The following is a 21,563-nucleotide window of genomic DNA, read 5'->3' on the forward strand; positions in this document are numbered from 1 at the left end:
CTGATCAATTCGGGAGTGCCTCAGCACCACCGAATTGAACAGAGGTGCCTTAAATGACAAGCTCCAGGGCCCTTCTGGGCATGGGGGTTCCCCACCCGCTGGCGTAGTGTATGGCAACACTACAACAACAGACGCCAGGGGAAGAAACATGTCAGCACCACACAATCGCGGCACTGTGTTCCGCAAAAAGCGCAGCGCTCTGGCCATCGCCGGCGGCCTGGGCCTGAGTATCGGTGCCGGTGCCGCCGGCGCGGCGCTGGAAGAGGTCGTCGTCACCGCCCAGAAGCGGCAGGAGAGCCTGCAGGACACCCCGATCGCGGTATCCGCTTTTACCGCCACGGCGATCCAGGACAAGGGCATCCAGAATATCGCCGAGGTGGCCGCGTTTACGCCCAACCTGGTATTCGACACCACCTCCCCGGTCAGCGGTCTGTCCTCCGGCGCGGTGGTCTTTATCCGCGGTATCGGCAATACCGACTTCAGTCTCACCACCGACCCGGGAGTGGGCACCTATATCGACGGCGTCTATATGTCGCGCTCCGCCGGCGGGGTATTGGATGTGCTGGATGTAGAGCGCATCGAGGTACTGCGCGGCCCCCAGGGTACGCTGTTCGGCCGCAATACCATCGGTGGCGCCATCAGCATCACCTCGCGCAAGCCGGCCGATACCCTGCAGGGCATGCTGGAGCTCACGGCCGGCAACTTCGACCGGCGCGATGCCCGCGGCTCCATCGATATACCGCTGACGGCGCGGCTGCGCTCCACCTTCGCGGTCTCGAGCAAGCAGCGCGACGGTTATGTGGACCGGGTGCTGATCGGCGACAAGCTCGGCGACGAGGACCAGCTGGCGCTGCGCGGCACCCTCGTATTCGACGCCAGCGATGCCCTGGAATTCCAGCTCAGCCTGGACCACACCCGCATTGATGAACAGAGCGCCGGCTCCAGCCTCGCGGGCTTTACGCCCGGCGCGGGCACCGTCGGCTGGAGCCTGGCCAATTTCGGCGATGTCGGCCAGGGCCTGACGGCACTGTCCCAGTATGTGGCGAGTGACCGGGACCGCAGCTTCGCCACCGGACGCAGCGGCACCAGGCTGGATATCACTGGCGGCTCGCTGATCACCTCGCTGCGCTTGGGCAACGCCGACCTGAAGTACACCGTGGCACTGCGGGAAACCGATGGCGAATTTTTCCGCGACCCGGACAACTCCCCCGAGGTGATTACCGAGACCCTGAACCCGGACTACGACCACCGCCAGCTCAGTCACGAGCTGCAACTCACCGGCACTGCCCTGGACGACCGCCTGCAATACATCGCCGGCCTGTACTGGTTCGAGGAAGAAGGCACCGACAACGTCTTCGTCCGCGTGCACCTGCCCACCCCCGATCTGGGCGCCGGCTTTCCCGCGGTGATCAGCAACTTCGCCGATGTGGACAACAACAGCGAGGCCGCCTATCTGCAGTTGGGCTGGTCCCTCAACGACCGCTGGTCGGTAACGGGCGGGGTGCGCCATACCCGGGACGAAAAGCGCTTCGACTACACCCAGTATATCGGCGCCGATCTCGATGGCGGTCCGCTGCCCTTCTTCCCCGGCGCGGTCAATGAAGAGGGTGTGTTCAGCCCCGGCCTGGCGCCGCTGGTGGGCGACGGCAGCGGCTCCACCCGCGACGCCTTCGAGGAGACCACTTACAAGCTGGGGCTGGAAGCGACCCTGGAGGATGGCACTCTGCTCTACTACAGCTTCTCCCAGGGCTTCAAAAGTGGCGGTTTCGTGCTGCGCTATGTGGAGGCGGTGCCGGCTATTCGCAGCTTCGAACCGGAGACGCTGGACAGCCACGAAGTAGGCCTGAAATGGCAGAGCGCGAACGATCGGCTGCGGCTCAACGCGGCGCTGTTCCACGCCGACTACGACCAGGTGCAGGTGACCTTTTTCGACAGCCTGGGCGGCCCCATCACCGCCAACGCCGGCACCGTGGATATCCACGGCCTGGAGCTGGAACTGACGGCCATGCTGGGCGACCGGCTGTTGCTGGAGGCGGGCTATGGCTATATCGATGCCAGCTACGACGAGATCAACCCCATCCCCGGCCTGTCGCTGGCCATCGATGAAACCGCGAAGCTGGTCAATACCCCCGAGCAGACCTTCAACCTGGGCCTGGAATACAGCTGGCCCCGGGCGGGCAATGAATGGGTAGTGCGGGTCGACTACAGCTATTCCGACGACGTGCACAATGACTCGCAGAATTCGCCCTTCCTGTTCCAGCGCGCCTACGACAACTGGAACGCGTCGCTGCGCTATTCCATCGGCGAACGCATCGACCTGGTGCTGTTCGGCAAGAACCTGGCGGACGAGCGCTACATCGAAAGCGGGGATTCCAATTTCGGCCTGGGCTTCCACGAGGCCAATTACAACCGGCCGCGGGAATATGGCATCACCGCGAGGTACCGGTTCCTGTGAACAACGGCCACAGCGGGATCAAGAATCAACTCGAGGAGAGCAGCATGCAACTGAACTACAAGGCCGCCGTGGTACAGGCCGCACCGGTATTCATGGACCTGGAGGGCTGCGTCGACAAGGCCGTCGGCCTGATCGAACAGGCGGCCCGCCAGGGCGCCAGCATCATTGCCTTTCCGGAGTGCTGGTTTCCCGGCTATCCCTGGTGGGTCTGGCTGGCGGCCACCGCCCACAATCTGAAATATTTCCAGCAATACCACGCCAACAGCATGGTGGTGGGCGGCCCGGCCTGCCAGCGGCTGGCCGTGGCGGCGCGCGACAACCGCATCTTTGTCTCCGCCGGCATCAGCGAGCGCGACCACGGTTCCCTGTATATCGCGCAACTGCTGTTCGACGACCGCGGCGAACTGCTGCAGGCACGGCGCAAACTAAAACCCACCCATATGGAGCGCACAGTGTACGGCGAGGGCGATGGCAGCGACCTGGTCGTACTGGAGACCCCGCTGGGCCGCATCGGCCAGCTCTGTTGCTGGGAGCACCTGCAGCCGCTGACCCGCTACGCGATGTACAGTCTGCACGAGCAGGTGCATGTCGCCGCCTGGCCCTCGTTCAGCTGCTACCCCCAGGCCTTTGCGCTGGGGCCGGAGGCCAACAAGGCGTTGTCGCTGGTCTATGCACTGGAGGGGCAGTGCTTCGTGCTGGCGCCCTGCGGGGTGATTTCGCCCGAGATGATCGAGCGGCTGGTGGAAACCGAGGCGCAGGCGGAGCTGATCAATGCCGGCGGCGGCCATGCCCAGATCTACGCGCCGGACGGCCGCCCGCTCTGCGAGCCGCTGGAGGAGCATGCGGAGGGCCTGCTGTTGGCGCAGCTTGATCTGGAGGCCATCGCCATCGCCAAGTCCTTCGCCGACCCGGTCGGGCACTATTCCCGCCCCGACGTCACCCGTCTGTTGCTCAACCGCAGGCCGCAACCGCCAGTGGAGGCATTTACAGCGGACCCCGATGAGGCGATTATCGAGGCTTGCGAACCGCCGGCAGACACCGCGGCAACAGCCGCCCGGCACCAGGCCCCAGGAGCGAACTGAGCATGCCCAGAAACAGTATGCCGCCCAACTGGCAGCCGCCCGCCCCGCCTGGCAATCGGTGTGGCAGGATCCGGCAGATCCGCTGGTTTCGGCCTTCTTCGGCCTGCAGGGCGACGATCCGGCACCACTGGACGCATGGGTCCGCGACGCGCTGCAGGGCGGGCTGGGGCCGCTGACAGTGGAGCGCGGCAGCTTCCGCGACCGGGCCGGCGTCAACAATTATCTGTACATTGCCTACTGGCGCGAATCGGTCTACCGGCAGTGGTGGCGCGACCACGCTGCCTGGTGGGACAGCGAGCAGCGCCTGTGCGATGGCGTGGGCTACTGGCGCGAAATCATCCTCAGCCCGCTGGAGCGGCTGGAGACGCTGCATTCGACGCCCACCCCCTACGGCGCCGGGGTCTGCGCGGCGGGCGTGGAGGGGCCGATCCTGGAACACGGCTATGCCGGTGGCGCCAGGGATCGCATTCCGCTGTCCGCCAGCAATGCCCTGCGCCAGAGCGCCCCCATCGACCAGCCGCTGGCCGCGATTACCGGCAGCGACCCGCGGCGGATACGGGTCGCGGCACCCGAGAACATGTGCGTGATACGCTCCGGCCAGAACTGGTCCCACTGCGCACCAGCGGAAAAAGCCCACTACCTGGAACAGGTGCAACCCGTCCTGCTGGAGGGCATGCGCTTCCTGCGTGACAACCCCGTCGCCAGTAGCTGTTTTTCCATGCGCTTCGTCAACCAGCACGATGCGCAGTGGCAGCCACTGGAGGAGAGCTTCGGGCTGGGCTATGCTACCGATATCCACGCCTTCGAGGAATGGGCCAGGGATCATCCTACCCACGTGGCGATATTCGACAGCTTCCTGCACATGGTGGCGACCTTTGGCGAGACGATGCAGCTGCGGCTGTGGCATGAAGTCAGCGTTCTGCCGCGCGATGGCAGTGAGTTTGAGTATATAGGTTGCCACCCGCAAACCGGCCTGCTGCGGCATTGCCAAACCCCGCAGGCACCCGGCGCTGCCAGCCAGGAGTAAACGCACCATGGGCCATGTGATCACCGACGGCTACCGCAAACACACCGCTGAGCAGCAGCCCGGCGAACGCTTTGCCTATTGGTGTGACGTTATCTGCGACGAATTCGTCAAACTGGACTGCGAACCTCGCGGCAAACAGGACTTCGATGGCGAACTGCGCGGCGGTGTCGGCATTGGCAAGCTGCGTTTTTCCGAGGTGATCTCGGACGCCCAGCTCGTCACCCGCTCCCGCCGCCAGATCGCCCGCTCCGGGGAAGCAGACTTCCTGATCAGCTTCCAGCTGGCCCAGCAGGGATTGATCCAGCAAAGTGGGCGCCGGGCCGTGCTGAAACCCGGCAACTTCGCCCTCTACGACAGCACCGAGCCCTACTCGCTGACCTTCAGCGAACGCTTCCACCAGTTCGTGGTACAGATGCCCAAGGAAGTATTGTCGCGGCACCTGATCAACCCGGAGCAATACACCGCCATCGCGGTCTCCGGCAATTCCGGGCTGGGGTCTGTGCTCAGTACCTTCCTGTTTTCACTGATGAAGGAGCTGGATACGGTCCAGCGGGCACCCGGTGAACTGGCTGAGAACCTGGTCAACATGATTGCGCTGGCCTTCAGTTCCTCGGTGATGCTGGAGCAGGTCGGCGAACACTCGCTGGCGCGGGAGGCCATCAAGCGCCGTATCCGACAGTATGTCGACAACAACCTGTGCGACCCGCAACTGTGCAACAACCATATTGCCGCAGCCCAGGGCATCTCCATCCGCTATCTGCACAAGTTGTTCCAGGATGAAGAGGAAACCCTGCACGCTTTGATCCTGCAGCGGCGGCTGGCAAAAAGCCGTCAGCTGCTGACCGACCCGGCCTACTGCGGTCACAGCATCGAGTGCATCGCCTACAGTGTCGGCTTTTCCAGCCCGGCGCATTTCTCGCGCGCGTTCAAGAAGCGATACGACGTCAGTCCCAGTGAGGTGCGCTGACGGACTAACGCACCCACCAGCGCACTGGCAGTGACTTCACCCCGCGCTGGAAATTGGAGCGCAGGAAGGTGGGATCTCCGGCCAGCTCGAAGCGATCGAAGCGACGGCCCAGTTCGGTAAACAGCGCCCGCATTTGCGCCACCGCCAACTGACCGCCGATGCAAAAATGGGGCCCATAGCCAAAGCTCAGGTGCGGGTTGGGGTCGCGGCTGATGTCGAAACGCTCCGGCTCGGTAAATATGCGCTCGTCGTAATTGGCGGAAAGATAGGACAGCAGCACCTTGTCACCGGCCTGCAGCGCGGCGCCGGCAAATTCGGTGTCTCGCGTCACGGTACGGCGGAAGTTCATCACCGGGGTCCACCAGCGCAGCATTTCCTCTACCGCATTGGGCATCAGCGCCGCGTCCGCCTGCAGCGCGCGCCACACAGCTGGGTGCTGCAGCAGCGCGATCATGCCGCCGGGGATCGCATTGCGCAGGGTCTCGTTGCCCGCTACCGCGAACAGCCAGAACATGTTCTCGAACTCCTCGATCGTCAGCGCGCCATCGACATCATCTATCTGGGCCAGCAGGATGGACATCACATCGCTGCCGGGGTGGGCGCGCTTGTGCTCTGCCAGCAGGTGGGCGTACCGGTACAGGTCATCCATGCCCCGGCGCGAACGCGGGTCAGGCATGCGGCCGTCGGCGTCGGGCACTGGACGCAATTGCAATGCTTCCCTGGCCATGGAAGTACCGGTGTCGAGATCGAAGGCTGTAGAGCCCGCGTAGTCGGGGTCCTGGTAGCCGATCACGCGGTTGGCCCAGTCGAACATCAGGTAGCGGTCTTCGGCGGGCAGACCGAAAATATCCGCCAGACACAGCAGTGGCATGTCGGCGGCGATATCCTTGACGAAATCACATTCACCAGAGCGCCGGCCCGCTATCAGCTTGTCGACGATGGAGCTGGCGTGATGCTGTATCTGCTGTTCCAGCTGGCCGATGGCACGGGATGTGAAGGCATTGATCAGCAGCCGCCGCAGCCGGCTGTGCTGCGGCGGATCCATGTTGAGCATCATCTTCTGCACATAGTGCAGGTCTTCGGGCGTGGCCGGGTCGCGCAGCTGGGTACCGCCGAGCTGCGAGGAAAACAATTTGGGGTTGCGCAGCGCCTGCACACATTCCGCGTGCCGGGTCAGAAGCCAGAAACCGCTGCCGCCAGGCCACTGGGGCAACACATGCTCATCGATCCAGAGGATCGGAGCCTGCGCGCGCAGCGCCGCAAACCGGTCCAACGGCACTTCGCACTCGTACTGCTGCGGGTTATAGACGAACTCCAACGCCGTCTGATCCTGGCTCATCGGTGACCCTTCCCATACTGTCAATCGATACGACCAACCTGCTGCCGTAACTTGCCCAGCAGGTGCATCAGGTCGCGATACTCGCCTGCACTCAGGCATTCCAGCAACTCCCGCTCCCACTCCAGTGCCTGCGGCACCAGCTTGCGGTACAGCGCTTCGCCCGCTGCGGTCAGGGCCAGGTCCCGCGCGCGATTGTCGTCTTCCCTGCGGCTTTGGGAAATCAGGCCGCGACCGGCAAGACTCTTGACCGCCCGCGACACCTTGCTCTTTTCCATCGCGGTGGTGGTAACAATCTGGCTGGCACTGAGTACCCGGTGTTCGGCGAGGTTGGCCAGCACCCGCCATTCCGGGATGCTGAGGCCGTACTGCCCGGCATAGATGCGTGACAGCCCCGTGCTGATGCGATCCGCCAGATTGTTCACCAGATAAGGCAGAAAGCTCTCCAGCTGCAACTCCTGGCGCGCTACCTGATTCACCTCACCTCCCCGTTTCGCCGGCGCTTGCCCACCTCAGTCCTGCAACTGGTCCCAGACTTCCTGGTCACGCTCGGCAGTCCAGATACGCGGCCAGTCAATGCCATCGAACTCATCCCACAACCGCTGCACATCGAAGGGCAGGCAGTGTTCGAAGATCGGCCAGCGGCCGAACTTCGGCTCCAGATGGGCGTGGGTTGCCTCGAAGGCCTGCTTCAGGGTACCACCGGCGCGGTGCACCTCGCCCACTTTCTCGATCATGCCCTGCAGGAAGCCCCGGGTTTGTTCGATCGCTGCATCCACCGCAGCGCGGCCCTGGGCGGTCGCACCGCGGCCACCTATCAGAACTTCCGCGCCGTATTCCTTGACCTTGTCCAGGGTACCGGTGGACCAGTCAAAGTGAAACGCGTCGCCGGTGTACAAGGCCGCCTCGGCCTCGACCAGATCGCCCGCAAACAGGATCTTGTGCTTGGGCAACCAGGCGCAGATATCCCCGGCGGTGTGGCCACGGCCACAGTACTCCAGCACCAGATCACCGCGCTCTCCGCCCAGCGGAATCACCAGCCGGTCACTGAAGGTGATGTCCGGGTGCGTCAGACCGGGGATGCCTTCGGGCTCGCGGAACAGCCGCGGCATGCGGCCGAACTCGCTGTCCCAGTCCTGTTTGCCGCGCTCATCGATCAGCAGGCGGGTATTTTCGTGGGCGATGATGGAGTCGGCATCGAAGGCGGAAGCGCCCAGTACCCGCACCGCGTGATAGTGTGAAAGCACCAGATAGCGCACCGGCTTGTCGGTGTGCTCGCGCAATTTTGCCAGCCAGTCGCGGGCTGCCCGGGGCGTAGCTCTGGCTTCGAACGCGATCACAAAATCTTCTGCCTCTATCGCGCCGATATTGGGATCTCCCTCGGCGGTGAGGGCATATACCCCTCAGCCAGCACTTCAAGGGTTTCAACTTTCTCGCCGAGATCGGCGGAAGATGCAAAGGGTTTCTTGGCCATGACGGATTGCCTTTCTGCTGAGAACTTGCCTCCAAAATAGCACAATTTAGTTGCATTGGGAACTTGTTTGGCAGCCATGACGTATAAACCATGCAGGAATAATTCTATGAGTATGTGGTTTCCGCCTTGAAACATGGGGCTGCAGGATATATATTTAGTATCAAATGCAACTATAAGCCCGGCCGGCAGGACACCCGGTATTCGCCCACTCCCGAGGACTGATCTATGGTGAGCACCTACACCAACCCGGAATACCCCTATCGCAGAAGCCCGGATCAGGACGCGGCAGCACCGGCTCATCACCCCGTCATCATTGTTGGTGGCGGACCCGCTGGCCTGGCCGCGGCGATGGATCTCGCGCTGCAGGGGATTGCCACGGTAGTGCTAGATGACAACAACACGGTCAGCGTCGGCTCCCGCGCCATTTGCATCGCCAAGCGCACACTGGAAATCTGCGACCGCTACAGTTGTGCCGGGCCCATGCTGGCCAAGGGAGTCACCTGGAACCTGGGCCGGGTCTACTTTGGCGAACAGCAGATCTATGAATTCAACCTGCTGCCTGAACAACACCATAAAATTCCCGCCTTCATCAATCTGCAACAGTACTATTTCGAGGAGTACATGGTTGATCGCTGCCGGGAACTGCCGGACATTGATCTGCGTTGGCTGCACAAGGTAGTGGCTGTCGACAGCAGCAGGGATGCCACGAGCGTCGAAGTGCAGACACCCGAGGGCAATTACCGGATGAGCTGCGACTATCTGCTGGTGGCCGATGGCGCCAACAGTCCGATCCGTGAGTCGCTCGGGCTGGAGAGCAAAGGGCAGGTATTCGAGGACCGTTTTCTGATTGCAGACATACTGATGAAGGCGGACTTCCCGGCGGAGCGGCGCTTCTGGTTCGATGCACCGTTCCATCCTGACCAGTCAACGCTGTTGCACAAACAGGCGGACAACGTCTGGCGCATCGATTTCCAGCTCGGCTGGGACGCCGACCCTGAGAAAGAAAAGCAGATTGACCGCATCCGCCCACGGATCGAGGCGATGCTGGGCAAGGATCGTGAATGGGAACTGGAATGGGCCAGCGTCTATACCTTCCGCTGCCGCAAGATGGATTCGTTTATCCACAATCGGGTGATTTTCATGGGCGATGCGGCCCACCAGGTATCACCCTTCGGCGCCCGCGGCGCCAACGGCGCCCTGCAGGGAGTGGAAAACCTGTGCTGGAAACTGGCCGCGGTACTGGAGCAACGGGCGCCGGCCGCCCTGCTCACCAGCTACGATAGTGAACGTCAGCACGGCGCCCGGGAGAATATTCTGCACTCCACCCGCGCCACCGATTTCATGACTCCGAAAAACCATGTCACCCGCGTATTCCGCGATACCGTACTGGATCTGGCGCGGGATTATCCCTTCGCCCGCCGCCTGGTCAACAGCGGCCGCTTGTCGGTGCCCTGTGTCTATGACGATTCGCCGCTGAACACTCCCGACAGCGCCGCTTTCGGCGCCCAGATGCGGCCGGGCTCCGCCTGTACCGATGCGCCCATCAGTGCCCCCGGCGGGGAGCAGTGGTTGCTGGAAATGCTGGGCAACCGCTTTGTGCTGCTCGCCAGCGGCCAGGCCGTCGCCGCAACGGAGGTACTGGAAGACTGTTGCCGGCAACTGCAGCAGCGCGGCATCGACACCCGGCTGGTCTGCGTAGACGAAACAGGGGCCACGGCAAGCGCCGGTCATATCGTCGACCGCGAGGGCATACTGGCGCAGCGCTATGACCTGCGCGACTCAGCCCTGTACCTGATCCGTCCCGACCAGCATGTCTGCGCCCGCTGGCGCGATGTGGACCCGCAGGCCGTGGTAGCGGCTGTCGAGCGCGCGCTGGGAGCCACCCTGACACAGGAGCAGGCAGCATGAGCCAACTCATTACCGACAACAATTTCAGTGACCCCGACGCGTTCTACGCCGCATTGGCAGACCTGCACCGCGACCGCAGCAGCAGCGAGAGCGAAACCATCAATGCACGCCTGATTCTGCTGCTGGCAAACCAGGTGGGCGACCAGAAGATACTGGATGCTGCCCTGCGCGTTGCCGGCCAGATCCCCAGCCAGAGTGAGTAAGCCCATGAACACTGTCAATCACGATATCCAACTCAGCTATCTCAATGGTTTCGGCAACGAGCATGAAACCGAAGCCCTGCCCGGCGCCCTGCCCCGCGGTCGATTCAGCCCGCAGCAGGTACCCTACGGACTCTACGCCGAGCAATTCAGCAGCACCGCGTTCACTGCCCCGCGCGCCCACAACCGGCGCAGTTGGCTCTACCGTATCCGGCCCTCTGTGGTACAGGGTGATTACAGCCCCTGGCAACCAGACCAGAGCCGTATCTGCACAGGTCCCGCGGCTCATCCAACCCCGCCCAACATGCTGCGCTGGGACCCGCTGCCGCTGCCCGACAGCGACGCCGATCTCATCGAGGGTCTGATCACCATCGCCACCTGTGGCGATGCGCATGCCCAGCACGGTATGGGTGTGCATCTGTACACAGCTAACCGTTCCATGGGACAGCGTTTTTTCTACTGCGCGGACGGTGAATGGTTGTTGCTGCCCCAACAGGGCAGCCTGCTGTTGCGCACCGAATGCGGGCGGCTGCTGGTGCAACCCGGCGAAATCGCGGTGATTCCGCGGGGGATGAAGTTCGCAGTGGACCTGCCCGAAGGCCCCGTGCGGGGCTATCTCTGCGAAAACTATGGGGCCCCACTGACGCTGCCGGAACGCGGGCCGGTAGGCGCCAATGGTTTCGCCAACGACCGTGATTTCCAGTATCCGCAGGCGGCCTACGAGGACGTCGAAGGCGATTTCGAGCTGCTGTGCAAGTTCGCCGGTCACCTCTACCGGGCCGAGATTGGTCACTCGCCGCTGGACGTGGTGGCGTGGACCGGCAATTCCGCCCCCTACAAGTACGATCTGTCACGTTTCAACGTCATGGGCTCGGTCAGTTACGATCACCCCGACCCCAGTATCTACACGGTACTGACCTCGGCCTCGGACACCGCCGGTGTGGCCAACCTGGATTTCGTTATCTTCCCGCCGCGCTGGATGGTAGCCGAGGACACCTTCCGCCCGCCGTGGTATCACCGCAATGTGATGAGCGAGTTCATGGGCCTGATCGAGGGAGTCTATGATGCCAAGGAGCAGGGCTTCGTGCCGGGAGGCAGCAGCCTGCACAACTGCATGTCGCCCCACGGCCCGGAACTGGGGGTATTCGAGAAGGCCAGCAAGGCCGAACTGACTCCGGAGCGCTACCAGAACACACTGGCATTCATGCTGGAATCGCGCTACCTGATCCAGCCCACCCGCTGGGCGCTGGAAACCGGACTGCGGCAGCGGGACTATGTCCACTGCTGGGAGGGCCTGCAGAAACAGTTCCAGCCCTGATCAGGGAGGCCACTGACCAGCAATATGGCCACGGCGTTCGGCGAGAACTCGTGGCAAGGTGATTGAAAGAACAAGGCCAGCATCCCTCCTGGACGCTGGCCTTGTGCGGTAGCATGACCGCAGTCGTACTAGCTATTTCGGCCGCCCTTGCGACCAGCTTCACGGGCTTCCTCAGAATCGAACTCGTGGGCGCTGCCGCGGGCATGAGCTTCCTGTCCTCCCTTCTGGCCGGCCCGACGCGCTTCTTCAGAGTCAAACTCATGAGCCGTTCCTTGGGCGTGAGCTTCGCGGCCTCCCTGTTGGCCGGCCTGCCGCGCTTCCTCGGAGTCAAACTCATGAGCAGCTCCCTGACGATGAGCCTCCTTGCCGCCCTTTGAGGCGATGTCCCGCTGCTTGCGTTCGTCCATAGATCCGAAGCCTCGGTTGTCTTGGTTAGCCATACTTAAACCTCCAAAGTAACAGTTGGATGTAAAGCGACGACCAAACCGGACGTCACTGTGTCTGAACTCGCAAAATCAATGCCAACCACGCTAGCCGCGAATCGCAGTCCCTTGCCAACATTCGTTCTTCGTAACTCGCAAACTGACGTGAAATCTTTACACCTCCGCGGCAATAATTACAGAGCTGACGAGATGCGTCACCACACATCATCCTATTGAACTTCAGGATTGCAACTTGTCTTAACTTGATATCTGATGCCAGAGAAGGAAGCAGATCATGAGCAGAGGCAGCAAAGAAAAATATACTGAAAAGCAGAAGCGAAAAGCTGAGCATATTGAAGAAAGCTACGAGGAAAAGGGGCTTTCAAAGGACAATGCCGAAGCAAGAGCATGGGCCACGGTCAACAAGCAAAGCGGCGGCGGGGAAAAGAGTTCCGGCTCTGGGTCCCAAAAACGTCCAGAGCAAAAAAAACGCGCCAGAAAGGATTCTGCCAGACAGGCTGCCGAAACCAGGAAAGGAAATACCCAGGAAGGAAAGCTCGAACAGAAAACCAAAGATCAACTGCTGGCCGAGGCCCGGCGGATGGATATAGAAGGAAGATCGAAAATGCGAAAGCAGGACCTTATTGCCGCGATCAAAAGACAGCGCTGACTGCGAAAAGTGCTGAATTGGCGACGAGTGCTCAGTCATAACCTGTCGCCCAGCCTGAGATCGAGAGGGAGGAAATATGGAGCTTCAGAACCCTATCAACAATCAGCACATGGTAGACGGTTTGAACCGTATTATAGGGATGTCCCGCTCTCTTGCCTCGGAGTGTGACTATCTGATAAAAAACCAGCGATGAAAAAGTCAGGGAGCTTCTGCACAGATTACATGATATCCACTCAACCCATATCGCCATGCTTTCCGATGCGGTTCGCTTTCTCGGAGGACTTCCTACCCAGAAAGGAAAAGGCCGGTTGGCAGAACTGCTGACCAGACCGTTTACCACGGTCAATTCGCTCTACCGCTCCGAGATTGCCCTCACCGAAAGCTGCTCGGAAGAAATCCGACGCTTGACGGGGAGCGATGAAGCCATAGAAAAGTTGAATGTCATTATAGACGATATAACGCAGGCAATGCGCAAACTCAATGTCCCCTCCGGAACTTGAGCATCTCGAAGTCATTACTCATTAACACAGTACAATCTTGACACAGTAAAATCGCACGAGTCGCTCCATGGCGGAGGACCTCTCTTCTTCGCTCTCGCCACAGCGCCCAGAGCTGTGTTGGAAAACCTGAATCAGCACCGCTAGTCCTGCTTCCCGCTTTGCTCTGAACGCTGAGGCTGTGGCCGTGATTTAGCTACCGCACTTCACGCATAGCTCACCAGCTTAATTTCCGGAGCGCTTATTCTTGAGCGCTTTGACCATTTCGAGATGCTCCCTCAACTTGGGCAAGGTAGATTCGGCGAAGCGAGCTATTTCAGTGTCTTCGATGGTTGCGCCGCGCTCAAAGAGTTCGATGGTCTGCTCGTGAGCTACGATCTGATTGTCGATATAGGCTTCATCGAACGATTCGCCGTCTTGCACCTTCAGTATCATCGCCTGGGCCTGGTCCATCAAGGTAGCGTCGTCCGCAATCTCAAGCCCTTCCTGAGACGCAAGTGAAGCCAACTTTTCATTGGCTTTGGTATGGTCTTCAATCATTCGCCTCGCGAAATCGCGGACATGCGAAGTGCCATTTTCAAGAGCAAGCCTCGCGGTTTCCAGCTCTGCCATCCCTTTGGCGGTCGCGGTATCGACAAAGTCCTCGACATCAATAGGCTCGACGTCGGTGCCGTCGTTGGGCCTCATGGTGTCGGCTCTCATCTCTCTGTAATTCGCGCTGTCCCGCCGTTCAGCATCTTCGTTCGCCATGCCTGGGGCAGAATCCCTGTTGGCGCTCGCCCATCCGGCGGCGGCAACCGTGAGTATCGCAACAATAGTGATCAGTGGCTTCTTCATGCTAGGACTCCTTACGCTAGTTAGCGGAAAAGACGGGCCCACCCCAATGCGGTACAGGGCAGAGCCGCGGCAAGACGCGCAGACCCTTTCCCATGTACCTTTTGACCGTTGGCAGGCATCGGCTACAGCTTATACAAGCAAGGCTGATGCCAACCAGGAAAACACTTTTGTTCAGGTCTTTCCCTTATTATTTTCAATAGTTACAGGCGTTCATTATCAGTACCTGGTATTGGACCAGGTACCTATTGCTTCTCATCGGTAATTTTTTCTGATAATTCGTGTCCGGCCCGCGCGGGAAGTGCCGAGCGCGAGCCCGGGGCACAGGCTTAGTCTGAAACTTTGTTTTGGTGTACCTCGACCCATTCGCGCAGCTCCCGCTCCGGCATGGGCCGGGCATAGAAAAAGCCCTGCGCGATATCAACGCCTCGGGCCTTGAGAACATCTGCCTGGGCCTGGTTTTCCACGCCCTCGGCAACTGTCTCCAGCTTGAATTTCCTGGCTAGCCAGATAATGGTTTCAGCAATGGCGGCGTCGGTCGGTGATCTGACCACGTGATCCACGAAGGTCTTGTCGATTTTCAACGTGGTGACAGGCAACTTGTGCAGATAGCCCAGCGAAGAATAACCTGTGCCAAAATCGTCCACTGCTATCCTGATGCCGCAGGTACGCAGCTGATGCAACTTGTCCAGATTGGCCGGGCCGGTCTCTAACAAAGCTGACTCGGTGAGTTCAAGCTCCAGATTGGAGGGTAGCAGCCCGTGCTTACTCAACGCGTTCTGAACCAGCTCCACAAAATCCGGTGTCTCAACATCCGCTACCGTGACGTTAACGGAGATCCGGCTCACAGCGAACTTCCTCTCCTGCCAGCCACGCATGGTGGCGCAGGCTGTGTCGAGTACCCATCGATCTATATCGACAATCTGCCCCGTCGCTTCGGCAACCGGTATGAATTCAATGGGCGGGACTAGCTGACCGCCTGGCAATCGCCAGCGAACCAGTGCCTCGACTCCAACCACTTGACCAGTCGCAAAACTCAGTTGAGGTTGATACCACAGTTCAAACTGCCGCTTTTCCAACGCTTCATACAAGCGCGTCTGGGTGCGAATGAACCGTAGTGCTTCGTGCTGAACGTCGGATGAATAGAAAACGGGAGCCGTACTGCGCGCATTGGACAGAGCCGCCGTGGCACAATTGAGAAGACTGTGGGCATCGCTGCCGTCGGCGGGATAAATTCCGACACCGATGCGCGGCGACAAATGCACACGTTCACCGTTTGCTACTATGGGTTCGGCCCCCAGGTGCTGTAGTCTCCCACACAATTCGACGAAATTTGTCAGATCTGCTCCCGGCCGCGCGATTAAACCCCATTCTTCGGTGGTCAACCTCGCAATGTAGAGTTCGTTCTTGAGCAGGGCCACCAGCCGCGTTGAGCACTGGGATGCGGCGCGTTCAAGACCGTAATGCCCCAATGAACGCATGACTTGCGACATGGAAATATGGACTACAGCGGCGTGCAAGTGCTTTTGCAAGATCGAGGCATCTCGAATTCGGTCCGCGAGGTGCTCCAGAAACAGATTCTTGTTGGGAAGACCGGTGATACGGTCGTGGTTTACGAGATAGGCGAGGTTTTCGCGCTGGGCAAGTGCTAAACGCCGGGTGCGCAAAAGCATTGCAATTCGCTCCGAAAATTCCCGGGGCTGAATCGGGGTGATGATGAATTCGTCGATGGTATCCCAGAATGTTTTGAGTCGAAACCGGAGCTCACGGTCGGAGAGGACCAGGACAATGGGCAGGAAGGTGGGTTCTTCCCGGATCTTCTCGTCCAGCAACTGGTCCTTCCATTGTTTCAATCCCTCGATGTCCACAATGGCCATATCAAACGATCCCCGCACTAGCCGGGATTCGCGCGGTTGTACGATCTCACAGTGCGGCTGCAATTGTTTCGTAAGCAGGGCCTGATTGCCACCGCCGAGCAGAACCACCACCCTGCCCCTGCCAGCCTGGTCGCTTTCGCTCGCCGCTTTTTCGTCAGCTTGCCGTACGCCTCGCCACTGTAGTCGCTTGATAATACCAATGTCTTTTATCATCTTCTCTAGCTCCGGCGCAGCACCCGCGCCGACGGCGCTGGGGTATTGTCCTCAGCTTGCGTGATGTTGTCTATAAGCTGCAGCAGCGAGGCTTTGGCAATGGGCTTCTCCAAAACACTCATCGCGCCATAATGAAGTGTCTTGCTGCTTACACCCAACTGCTGTCTGGCCGACAGTGCGATGAATGGCACGTTCGTCTGCTGCAGTTTTTTGCATACGAGCCAAACCGATTCACCGAATCCGCTGACGTCCAAGAGGGCCAAATTCAGGGCCTTGCATTGGCTCAGTGCTTGGTCAACGGATGCACGATCATGCGCGCCGATGCACGTGTGGCCGTGGCTCTCCAGCGCGGCACCAAGCACGCGAAGGTTGCCTGGCTGGCGCATTATTAGAAGGATGTCAGGCATACGAAGGCGCGACTAGTCGTTCACAACCTGCTGGCCATCGAGAACGCCCTGTAGGCCTTGCGCTGCCACTGACTCATCCAGACGAAACCCCGGGGCCGCTATCTGGTAGGTATACATTTTTGAATCGAAAGGGCTGAGACGCTTCTTCAGCACACCTATTGACTTCTTGAGTTCACCATCGGCTTCCATGAAACGGAGAAAGATGACGTTGTCGGAAAGATAGCTGATGCCCTTCTCCGAGATCCTGAATTGACCGGTCAAAGCCTCGATCTCATTGACTAGAATAACGGAAATGCCGCGACGGGACAGACCTTTGGCAAATGCATGCAAAGCCGATTTGGTTTGCTCGCCTTCGCCCAACACCAGTTCAAAACCGGCAATACTATCCAGAATCACCAGCTCGACACCTTCTGCTTCGACTTTGCTATGTACCATTGATGCGAATTCATCAGCGAGATAGCGCAGCGGCTCTACTTGCTGTACCGCGACCAGGCCAGAATCCATGAACTTTTTCAGTGGAATAGCAAGAGATGAGGCCCTGTACAGCAAGGAGGACTGCTCCTCCTCAAAAAGATAGAATGCGGACTTGCGGCCCTGTTCGGCGGCGTGCGTGGCGAATAAAGAGGCAAGCGTTGATTTCCCGACTCCCGACGGGCCCGTAATCAGGGAAATAGTGCCGGCCTCCAGGCCACCGTAGAGCATCTCGTCTATTTTTGTCACGCCAGTGGCATAGCGCCAGCGTTCATCTTCCACCTTGTTGGATCGCGGAGGCAGCCTGCACGGAAAAAGTTCCAGCCCTGACCCGCCCACCCGCATCTGATGCGCTCCACGCATGAAGCCTGAGCCGCGAAACTTCGAGACTTCGAGAAAGGAGCCACTGGAGGCTACATCAAGCGTTATCACCCCGTCCGCAATAAACTGCAGGTCCTCATCGGAGATCTCGCTGCTGCGCTCCGAGGTGAACAATACAGTGGCTCCGCGATCGCGAAAGTAACGGAGCAGAGACAGCACTTGCTTGCGGTATTGATAGAGGTCCGACGACAGGAAGCGCAATTGTGTCATGGAATCGACGAACACATGGGACGGGTTCGAACGTTCCATAGCCGCCGTAACAGCTTCGGCCAAGGGTTCCTGCTCGACGTCCGCCGCGGCAAATACGTCGTAGCCCTGTTGGTCAGTAAAGAAACGTTCATCGGGCGCCAGGCTCAGAAAAGTGACATTCGAAACGTCGATTCCCACCGCCTCGGCGTTGGTTCTGAGTTGGTCTTCGGGCTCCTGGAAACCGATGAACAGGGCAGCGCCCCGAGTACCTACCGATGAAAGGAAATGGCACCCCAATGTGGTTTTGCCTTGTCCTGGCCCCCCTCGGATCAGATACGATGCTCCCGGTATAAGGCCACCATTGAGCACATCGTCCAATGCCGGCAGTCCGCTGGAAAGTCGTCCAGGATAGCTGCTCATTTTCTTCCCCTTCTACTTCTTTCTGGCATTCCTCCCCACGAAGCCAGGAATGCCATAGCACCGGAAGCCTAATACGTCCGACTGCGGAAAACTGAGTCTAGCTCATATGTTCTCGACGTCATAGAGTAAATTTTCGCGGCTGAGCAGGGGATCCCAAAAATACTGACAAGCGCTATTTCTCGCTCTGGCTTTCGCCAATCGCAAATGGCAAGCCATTCATTTACCGCCTGGCTTCTTTGTTGCGATTGCCGGAGCGTGTACCGCGCCCACATCGGACTCGAAGCAAAGCAGTTCCAGCCCTGATCCGCATCCAGTGCCGCGCGGGGCAACACCGCCACGCGGTGTCCCGCATTACATCGGCGAGGATTCAAAGGCCTTGGCAACGATATGCCACTGACCGTCGATCTCCAGTAACTGGAAGGCATTGACAAAATTCAGGCCCAGGTAGCCCTGTTCGCGCAGCAGGGCGGTGGCGAAGCGCCCCGATACCTCGACATTGGCAATCTCGGCACTGTAATGCAGCCCGGCTTCCCGCGGTGCAGGATTGCCCGCTACCGCCTCAAAAAAAGGTTCCGGACTGCCGGTAATCAGATTGCCAGCCAGGTAACCACTGATCGAGGCATCCGGATGAAACAGTGCTCGCAGTGCCAATACATCACCGCCGGCACAGGCATCGACATAGGATTGCACCACTGCGCGCACCGCCATTTTCACTTCATCACCAGACACGGACACCTCCTTCTTGTTGAACCAGACCAGTTCAGACACGGTCAGGACGCCAACTTTGCCAGCAGCTGTTCCGCCTGGCTGATGGCCTCGTCCTGGTGCGGCTGCAGCTCCTGGCCACCCAGCGCCGCAGCCATCTCCAGAAACGGATCTGCGGTGCCGGTAGTGATCCCGCTCAGGGTCTCCATCACCGCGAGCCCGAAGAATGGCACGGTCCAGGTATTGTAGCCCCCTTCGTGGCACAGCAGCAGCCGGCCGTCACAATAGTCATCTGCAACTGCCAGCAGTTTGCGGGTCAGGCTGCGATAGCCGTCACTGTGCATCTGCATCCGTCCCAGCGGATCGTAGGCACCGGCGTCAAAGCCGGAGGGCACGATTATCAACTGTGGCTTGAACGCCTGCAGGGCCGGTACAACGACGCGGTCCCAGGCAGCCTCATAGGCACCGACGCCTGAACCCGGCGGCAGCGGAATATTGACGTTGTATCCCTCGCCTGCACCGCTGCCGTTCTCGTGGCGGTAGCCGGAATCCGGCGGGAAGCAGTTGTCCTGATGAACGGAGATGGTCAGCGCCCGCGGGTCCTCGTAGAACGCGCTCTGTGTACCGTTGCCGTGGTGCACGTCCCAATCGACGATGGCCACCCGCTCCAGACCGTAGTGGGCAAAGGCATGGTGACAGGCGATCGCGGCATTGCCCAGGAGGCAGAAGCCCATACCCAGGTCGGCCAGCGCGTGGTGGCCCGGTGGCCGCACCAGCGCGTAGGCGTTGTCGACCTCGCCGGCCATGATCGCTTCCAGCGCGGCCAGGACGCCACCGGCGGACAGCAGTGCGATCTCATAGCTGCCACGGCCCAGCGGTGTATATGGCCCGGCATCGCCGCCGATACCGGCGCTCAGGGACTTCAGCTTTTCCAGGTACTCGCGGGTGTGGAAGCGCAGCACTTCCTCTTCCGTCGCCTCACGGGGCGCTATCGGCTGCAACAGTGGTGTCAGTCCCGCCACTTCCAGCAGATTGCGAAAGCGCCGTTTGGTTTCGGGATTTTCTGCGTGAGTATCCGGCTGCACCGGGTTGCCGTAGGGCACCGGTCCTGCGTAATTGCCGGTGTTGTGCCACATGTAAAGCTCGTGGGCGACCAGCCCGGTTTTGCGTTGTACATCTGTCATCGTTTTTCCTCACGTTCAGGCCGGGGGGCTGCCTCAGGGTTGTGGCGCCACCAGCGGCCAGGGTTGCTGTTGTTCCAGGCTGGCAGCCAATGCCAGCAGTACGTCCTCCCGCCCCATACGGGCAACAAACTGCAGGCCAAAGGGCAGGCCACTGGCACTGCGCCCCAACGGCAGCGATATTGCCGGTTGTCCGGTGCAGTTGAAGACCGCGGTAAAGGGGGTGTCGCGGAACACGTGATCGGTCCAGCTGCGGGCACTGAAATCTCCCCCGCTGGATGCATGCTCACCCAGGCGCCAGGGCAACTGGGCCACTGTCGGAATCAGCAGCACATCGTAGTCGACAAAAAAACGGCCAAAGTCGCGATTGACCTGGTTGAAACAGTCCTCTGTATGCAGCAGGTCGACCGCAGACAAACCCATACCATGCTCATACACGGCCAGCATGGCCTGCTCCAGGGTCTCGCTTCCGGCCTTGCGGCCGGTGGCCGCGCAGAGGTCGACCACCCAGTGAGCAATATGGGCGGACCAGAGATCGGTATTGGCCTGGGCGAACGCGTCGCCATCCAGCGGGGGCATCGCGGACTGCACATGATGTCCCATATCTTCACAAAGTTTCGCTACCGCCGCCACCGCCGCCTTGATTTCCGGGTCCACCGGCACCCCGGACCAGGCCTCGCTGCCACAGGCAATGCGCAGTGGCTGCGATACCGGGGCGAGGCTGGCGTAGGGAGCGGCGGGCGCCGCAATCACATAGGGATCACCTGTCCCCGGCCCTTGTACCGCGTCCAGCAGGGCGGCACAGTCACGCACTGTACGGGTGAGTGCGAACTCGATGCCGAAGCCGCCCAGGCCGTCTGCGGCAGCCGGGCCGATGGGCACACGTCCGCGGGAGGGTTTCAGCCCCACCAGACCGCAACAGGAAGCGGGAATCCGGATGGAACCGCCACCGTCGTTGGCGTGGGCAAAGGGCACGATGCCGGCAGCGACCACCGCGGCACTGCCGCCGCTGGAGCCGCCCGGGCTGCGCTCAGGATCCCAGGGATTGGCAGTGGCACCCTGGGCCACGGTTTCGGTGGCACAGTTATAGCCTAGTTCGGGTACCGCGGTACGCCCCAGCGTCACCAGGCCGGCCCGCCGGAATCGCCGCATCAGATCGCTGTCCGCCGGCGCCACCAGGCCGGCCGCCAGCCGCGATCCCATTTCGCTGCGCCGCCCCTCGGCCTGCAATACCAGATCCTTGATGTAGAAGGGTACGCCGCTGAAGACTGCACTCGCGGGCGCGGAGTCGATTATCTGTTCCAGATCATCGAACTGCTCCACAATCGCATTCAGCGTCGGCTGCCACTGCTGCGCGAGGGTCAGCGAACACCGGGCCAACTCTCCGGCACTCACTGCCCCCTCCCGCACCAGCTGGGCGAGGCCCAGACCGTCGTATTCCAGGTATTCCGCTACATCCATTGTCAATACTCGTTACAGAGCCCTGAGCGGCGACCCGATATTCGGGCCACCGCATTCATCATTTCGGT

The 21,563-nt window shown here is 60.5% G+C and carries 21 protein-coding genes; 9 read left to right on the forward strand and 12 right to left on the reverse strand.

The features are described from left to right. Positions 1–148: 148 nt before the first annotated feature. From G3T16_RS03185 to G3T16_RS03200, 4 genes are read left to right on the forward strand one after another with little or no spacing between them, the layout of a single operon-like run. A complete protein-coding gene (locus tag G3T16_RS03185; protein WP_163493802.1) occupies positions 149–2,455 on the forward strand; it encodes a TonB-dependent receptor in 2,307 nt (768 codons plus the stop codon). A 44-nt stretch (positions 2,456–2,499) separates the two neighbouring features. Continuing rightward, positions 2,500–3,537, forward strand: coding sequence for a carbon-nitrogen hydrolase family protein (locus G3T16_RS03190; protein ID WP_163493803.1), 1,038 nt, complete (start codon positions 2,500–2,502; stop codon positions 3,535–3,537). Next, positions 3,455–4,564 carry a phenylacetaldoxime dehydratase family protein gene (locus tag G3T16_RS03195; protein WP_163493804.1) on the forward strand — a complete coding sequence of 370 codons (1,110 nt, stop codon included), beginning with the start codon at positions 3,455–3,457 and terminating at the stop codon, positions 4,562–4,564. Before G3T16_RS03190 ends, G3T16_RS03195 begins: the two co-directional genes overlap by 83 nt. 7 nt (positions 4,565–4,571) lie before the next feature. After that, a complete protein-coding gene (locus tag G3T16_RS03200; RefSeq protein ID WP_163493805.1) occupies positions 4,572–5,531 on the forward strand; it encodes an AraC-like ligand-binding domain-containing protein in 960 nt (319 codons plus the stop codon). 4 nt (positions 5,532–5,535) lie between these two features. Here G3T16_RS03200 and G3T16_RS03205 read toward each other — a convergent pair whose 3' ends face one another. From G3T16_RS03205 to G3T16_RS20890, 4 genes are read right to left on the reverse strand one after another with little or no spacing between them, the layout of a single operon-like run. Continuing rightward, complete coding sequence (locus tag G3T16_RS03205; RefSeq protein ID WP_163493806.1) at positions 5,536–6,870, reverse strand: cytochrome P450; 1,335 nt, start codon at positions 6,868–6,870, stop codon at positions 5,536–5,538. 20 nt (positions 6,871–6,890) lie between these two features. Further along, positions 6,891–7,346: a MarR family winged helix-turn-helix transcriptional regulator gene (locus G3T16_RS03210; protein WP_163493807.1), complete on the reverse strand. Its 456-nt coding sequence runs from the start codon at positions 7,344–7,346 to the stop codon at positions 6,891–6,893. Between the two features lie 33 nt (positions 7,347–7,379). Further along, positions 7,380–8,207 carry an MBL fold metallo-hydrolase gene (locus G3T16_RS03215; RefSeq protein WP_197911866.1) on the reverse strand — a complete coding sequence of 276 codons (828 nt, stop codon included), beginning with the start codon at positions 8,205–8,207 and terminating at the stop codon, positions 7,380–7,382. A 14-nt stretch (positions 8,208–8,221) separates the two neighbouring features. After that, a complete protein-coding gene (locus G3T16_RS20890) occupies positions 8,222–8,419 on the reverse strand; it encodes a hypothetical protein (RefSeq protein WP_197911867.1) in 198 nt (65 codons plus the stop codon). 147 nt (positions 8,420–8,566) lie between these two features. Between G3T16_RS20890 and G3T16_RS03220 the strand changes: the two genes are divergently transcribed. The 3 genes from G3T16_RS03220 to hmgA are packed head-to-tail and all read left to right on the forward strand — an operon-like array spanning position 8,567 to position 11,767. Continuing rightward, positions 8,567–10,249, forward strand: a complete 1,683-nt coding sequence (locus G3T16_RS03220; protein WP_163493808.1) for an FAD-dependent oxidoreductase — start codon at positions 8,567–8,569, stop codon at positions 10,247–10,249. Next, positions 10,246–10,452, forward strand: coding sequence for a DUF2783 domain-containing protein (locus tag G3T16_RS03225; RefSeq protein WP_163493809.1), 207 nt, complete (start codon positions 10,246–10,248; stop codon positions 10,450–10,452). Before G3T16_RS03220 ends, G3T16_RS03225 begins: the two co-directional genes overlap by 4 nt. Positions 10,453–10,456: 4 nt before the next feature. Continuing rightward, complete coding sequence (gene hmgA / locus G3T16_RS03230; RefSeq protein ID WP_163493810.1) at positions 10,457–11,767, forward strand: homogentisate 1,2-dioxygenase; 1,311 nt, start codon at positions 10,457–10,459, stop codon at positions 11,765–11,767. 128 nt (positions 11,768–11,895) lie between these two features. Here the strand turns inward: hmgA and G3T16_RS22960 are convergent, their stop codons facing one another. After that, positions 11,896–12,207: a KGG domain-containing protein gene (locus G3T16_RS22960; RefSeq protein WP_163493811.1), complete on the reverse strand. Its 312-nt coding sequence runs from the start codon at positions 12,205–12,207 to the stop codon at positions 11,896–11,898. Positions 12,208–12,484: 277 nt separating this feature from the next. On the opposite strand from G3T16_RS22960, the gene G3T16_RS03240 reads away from it, so the two are divergent. Then, a complete protein-coding gene (locus G3T16_RS03240) occupies positions 12,485–12,859 on the forward strand; it encodes a Rho termination factor N-terminal domain-containing protein (protein WP_163493812.1) in 375 nt (124 codons plus the stop codon). A 308-nt stretch (positions 12,860–13,167) separates the two neighbouring features. Further along, the gene (locus G3T16_RS03245; protein WP_163493813.1) at positions 13,168–13,359 is read left to right on the forward strand and encodes a hypothetical protein; all 192 of its coding nucleotides are present in this window, start codon (positions 13,168–13,170) and stop codon (positions 13,357–13,359) included. A 222-nt stretch (positions 13,360–13,581) separates the two neighbouring features. Here the strand turns inward: G3T16_RS03245 and G3T16_RS03250 are convergent, their stop codons facing one another. The 7 genes from G3T16_RS03250 to G3T16_RS03280 form a co-directional block, all read right to left on the reverse strand. Next, entirely contained in the window at positions 13,582–14,193 is a 612-nt protein-coding gene (locus G3T16_RS03250; RefSeq protein ID WP_197911868.1) for a DUF4142 domain-containing protein, read from the reverse strand. Positions 14,194–14,519: 326 nt separating this feature from the next. Continuing rightward, entirely contained in the window at positions 14,520–16,280 is a 1,761-nt protein-coding gene (locus G3T16_RS03255) for a putative bifunctional diguanylate cyclase/phosphodiesterase (RefSeq protein ID WP_163493814.1), read from the reverse strand. 5 nt (positions 16,281–16,285) lie between these two features. Then, positions 16,286–16,687, reverse strand: coding sequence for a PleD family two-component system response regulator (locus G3T16_RS03260; RefSeq protein WP_163493815.1), 402 nt, complete (start codon positions 16,685–16,687; stop codon positions 16,286–16,288). A 12-nt stretch (positions 16,688–16,699) separates the two neighbouring features. Continuing rightward, positions 16,700–18,148, reverse strand: a complete 1,449-nt coding sequence (locus G3T16_RS03265; protein ID WP_163493816.1) for a gas vesicle protein GvpD — start codon at positions 18,146–18,148, stop codon at positions 16,700–16,702. 351 nt (positions 18,149–18,499) lie between these two features. Continuing rightward, positions 18,500–18,916: a nuclear transport factor 2 family protein gene (locus G3T16_RS03270; RefSeq protein ID WP_163493817.1), complete on the reverse strand. Its 417-nt coding sequence runs from the start codon at positions 18,914–18,916 to the stop codon at positions 18,500–18,502. A gap of 2 nt (positions 18,917–18,918) precedes the next feature. Beyond that, positions 18,919–20,037 carry a class II histone deacetylase gene (locus tag G3T16_RS03275; RefSeq protein WP_232059246.1) on the reverse strand — a complete coding sequence of 373 codons (1,119 nt, stop codon included), beginning with the start codon at positions 20,035–20,037 and terminating at the stop codon, positions 18,919–18,921. Between the two features lie 33 nt (positions 20,038–20,070). Beyond that, positions 20,071–21,495, reverse strand: a complete 1,425-nt coding sequence (locus G3T16_RS03280; RefSeq protein WP_163493818.1) for an amidase — start codon at positions 21,493–21,495, stop codon at positions 20,071–20,073. Between the last annotated feature and the right edge of the window lie 68 nt (positions 21,496–21,563).

Origin of the sequence: Kineobactrum salinum, from assembly GCF_010669285.1 — a bacterium.
Lineage (GTDB): Bacteria > Pseudomonadota > Gammaproteobacteria > Pseudomonadales > Halieaceae > Kineobactrum > Kineobactrum salinum.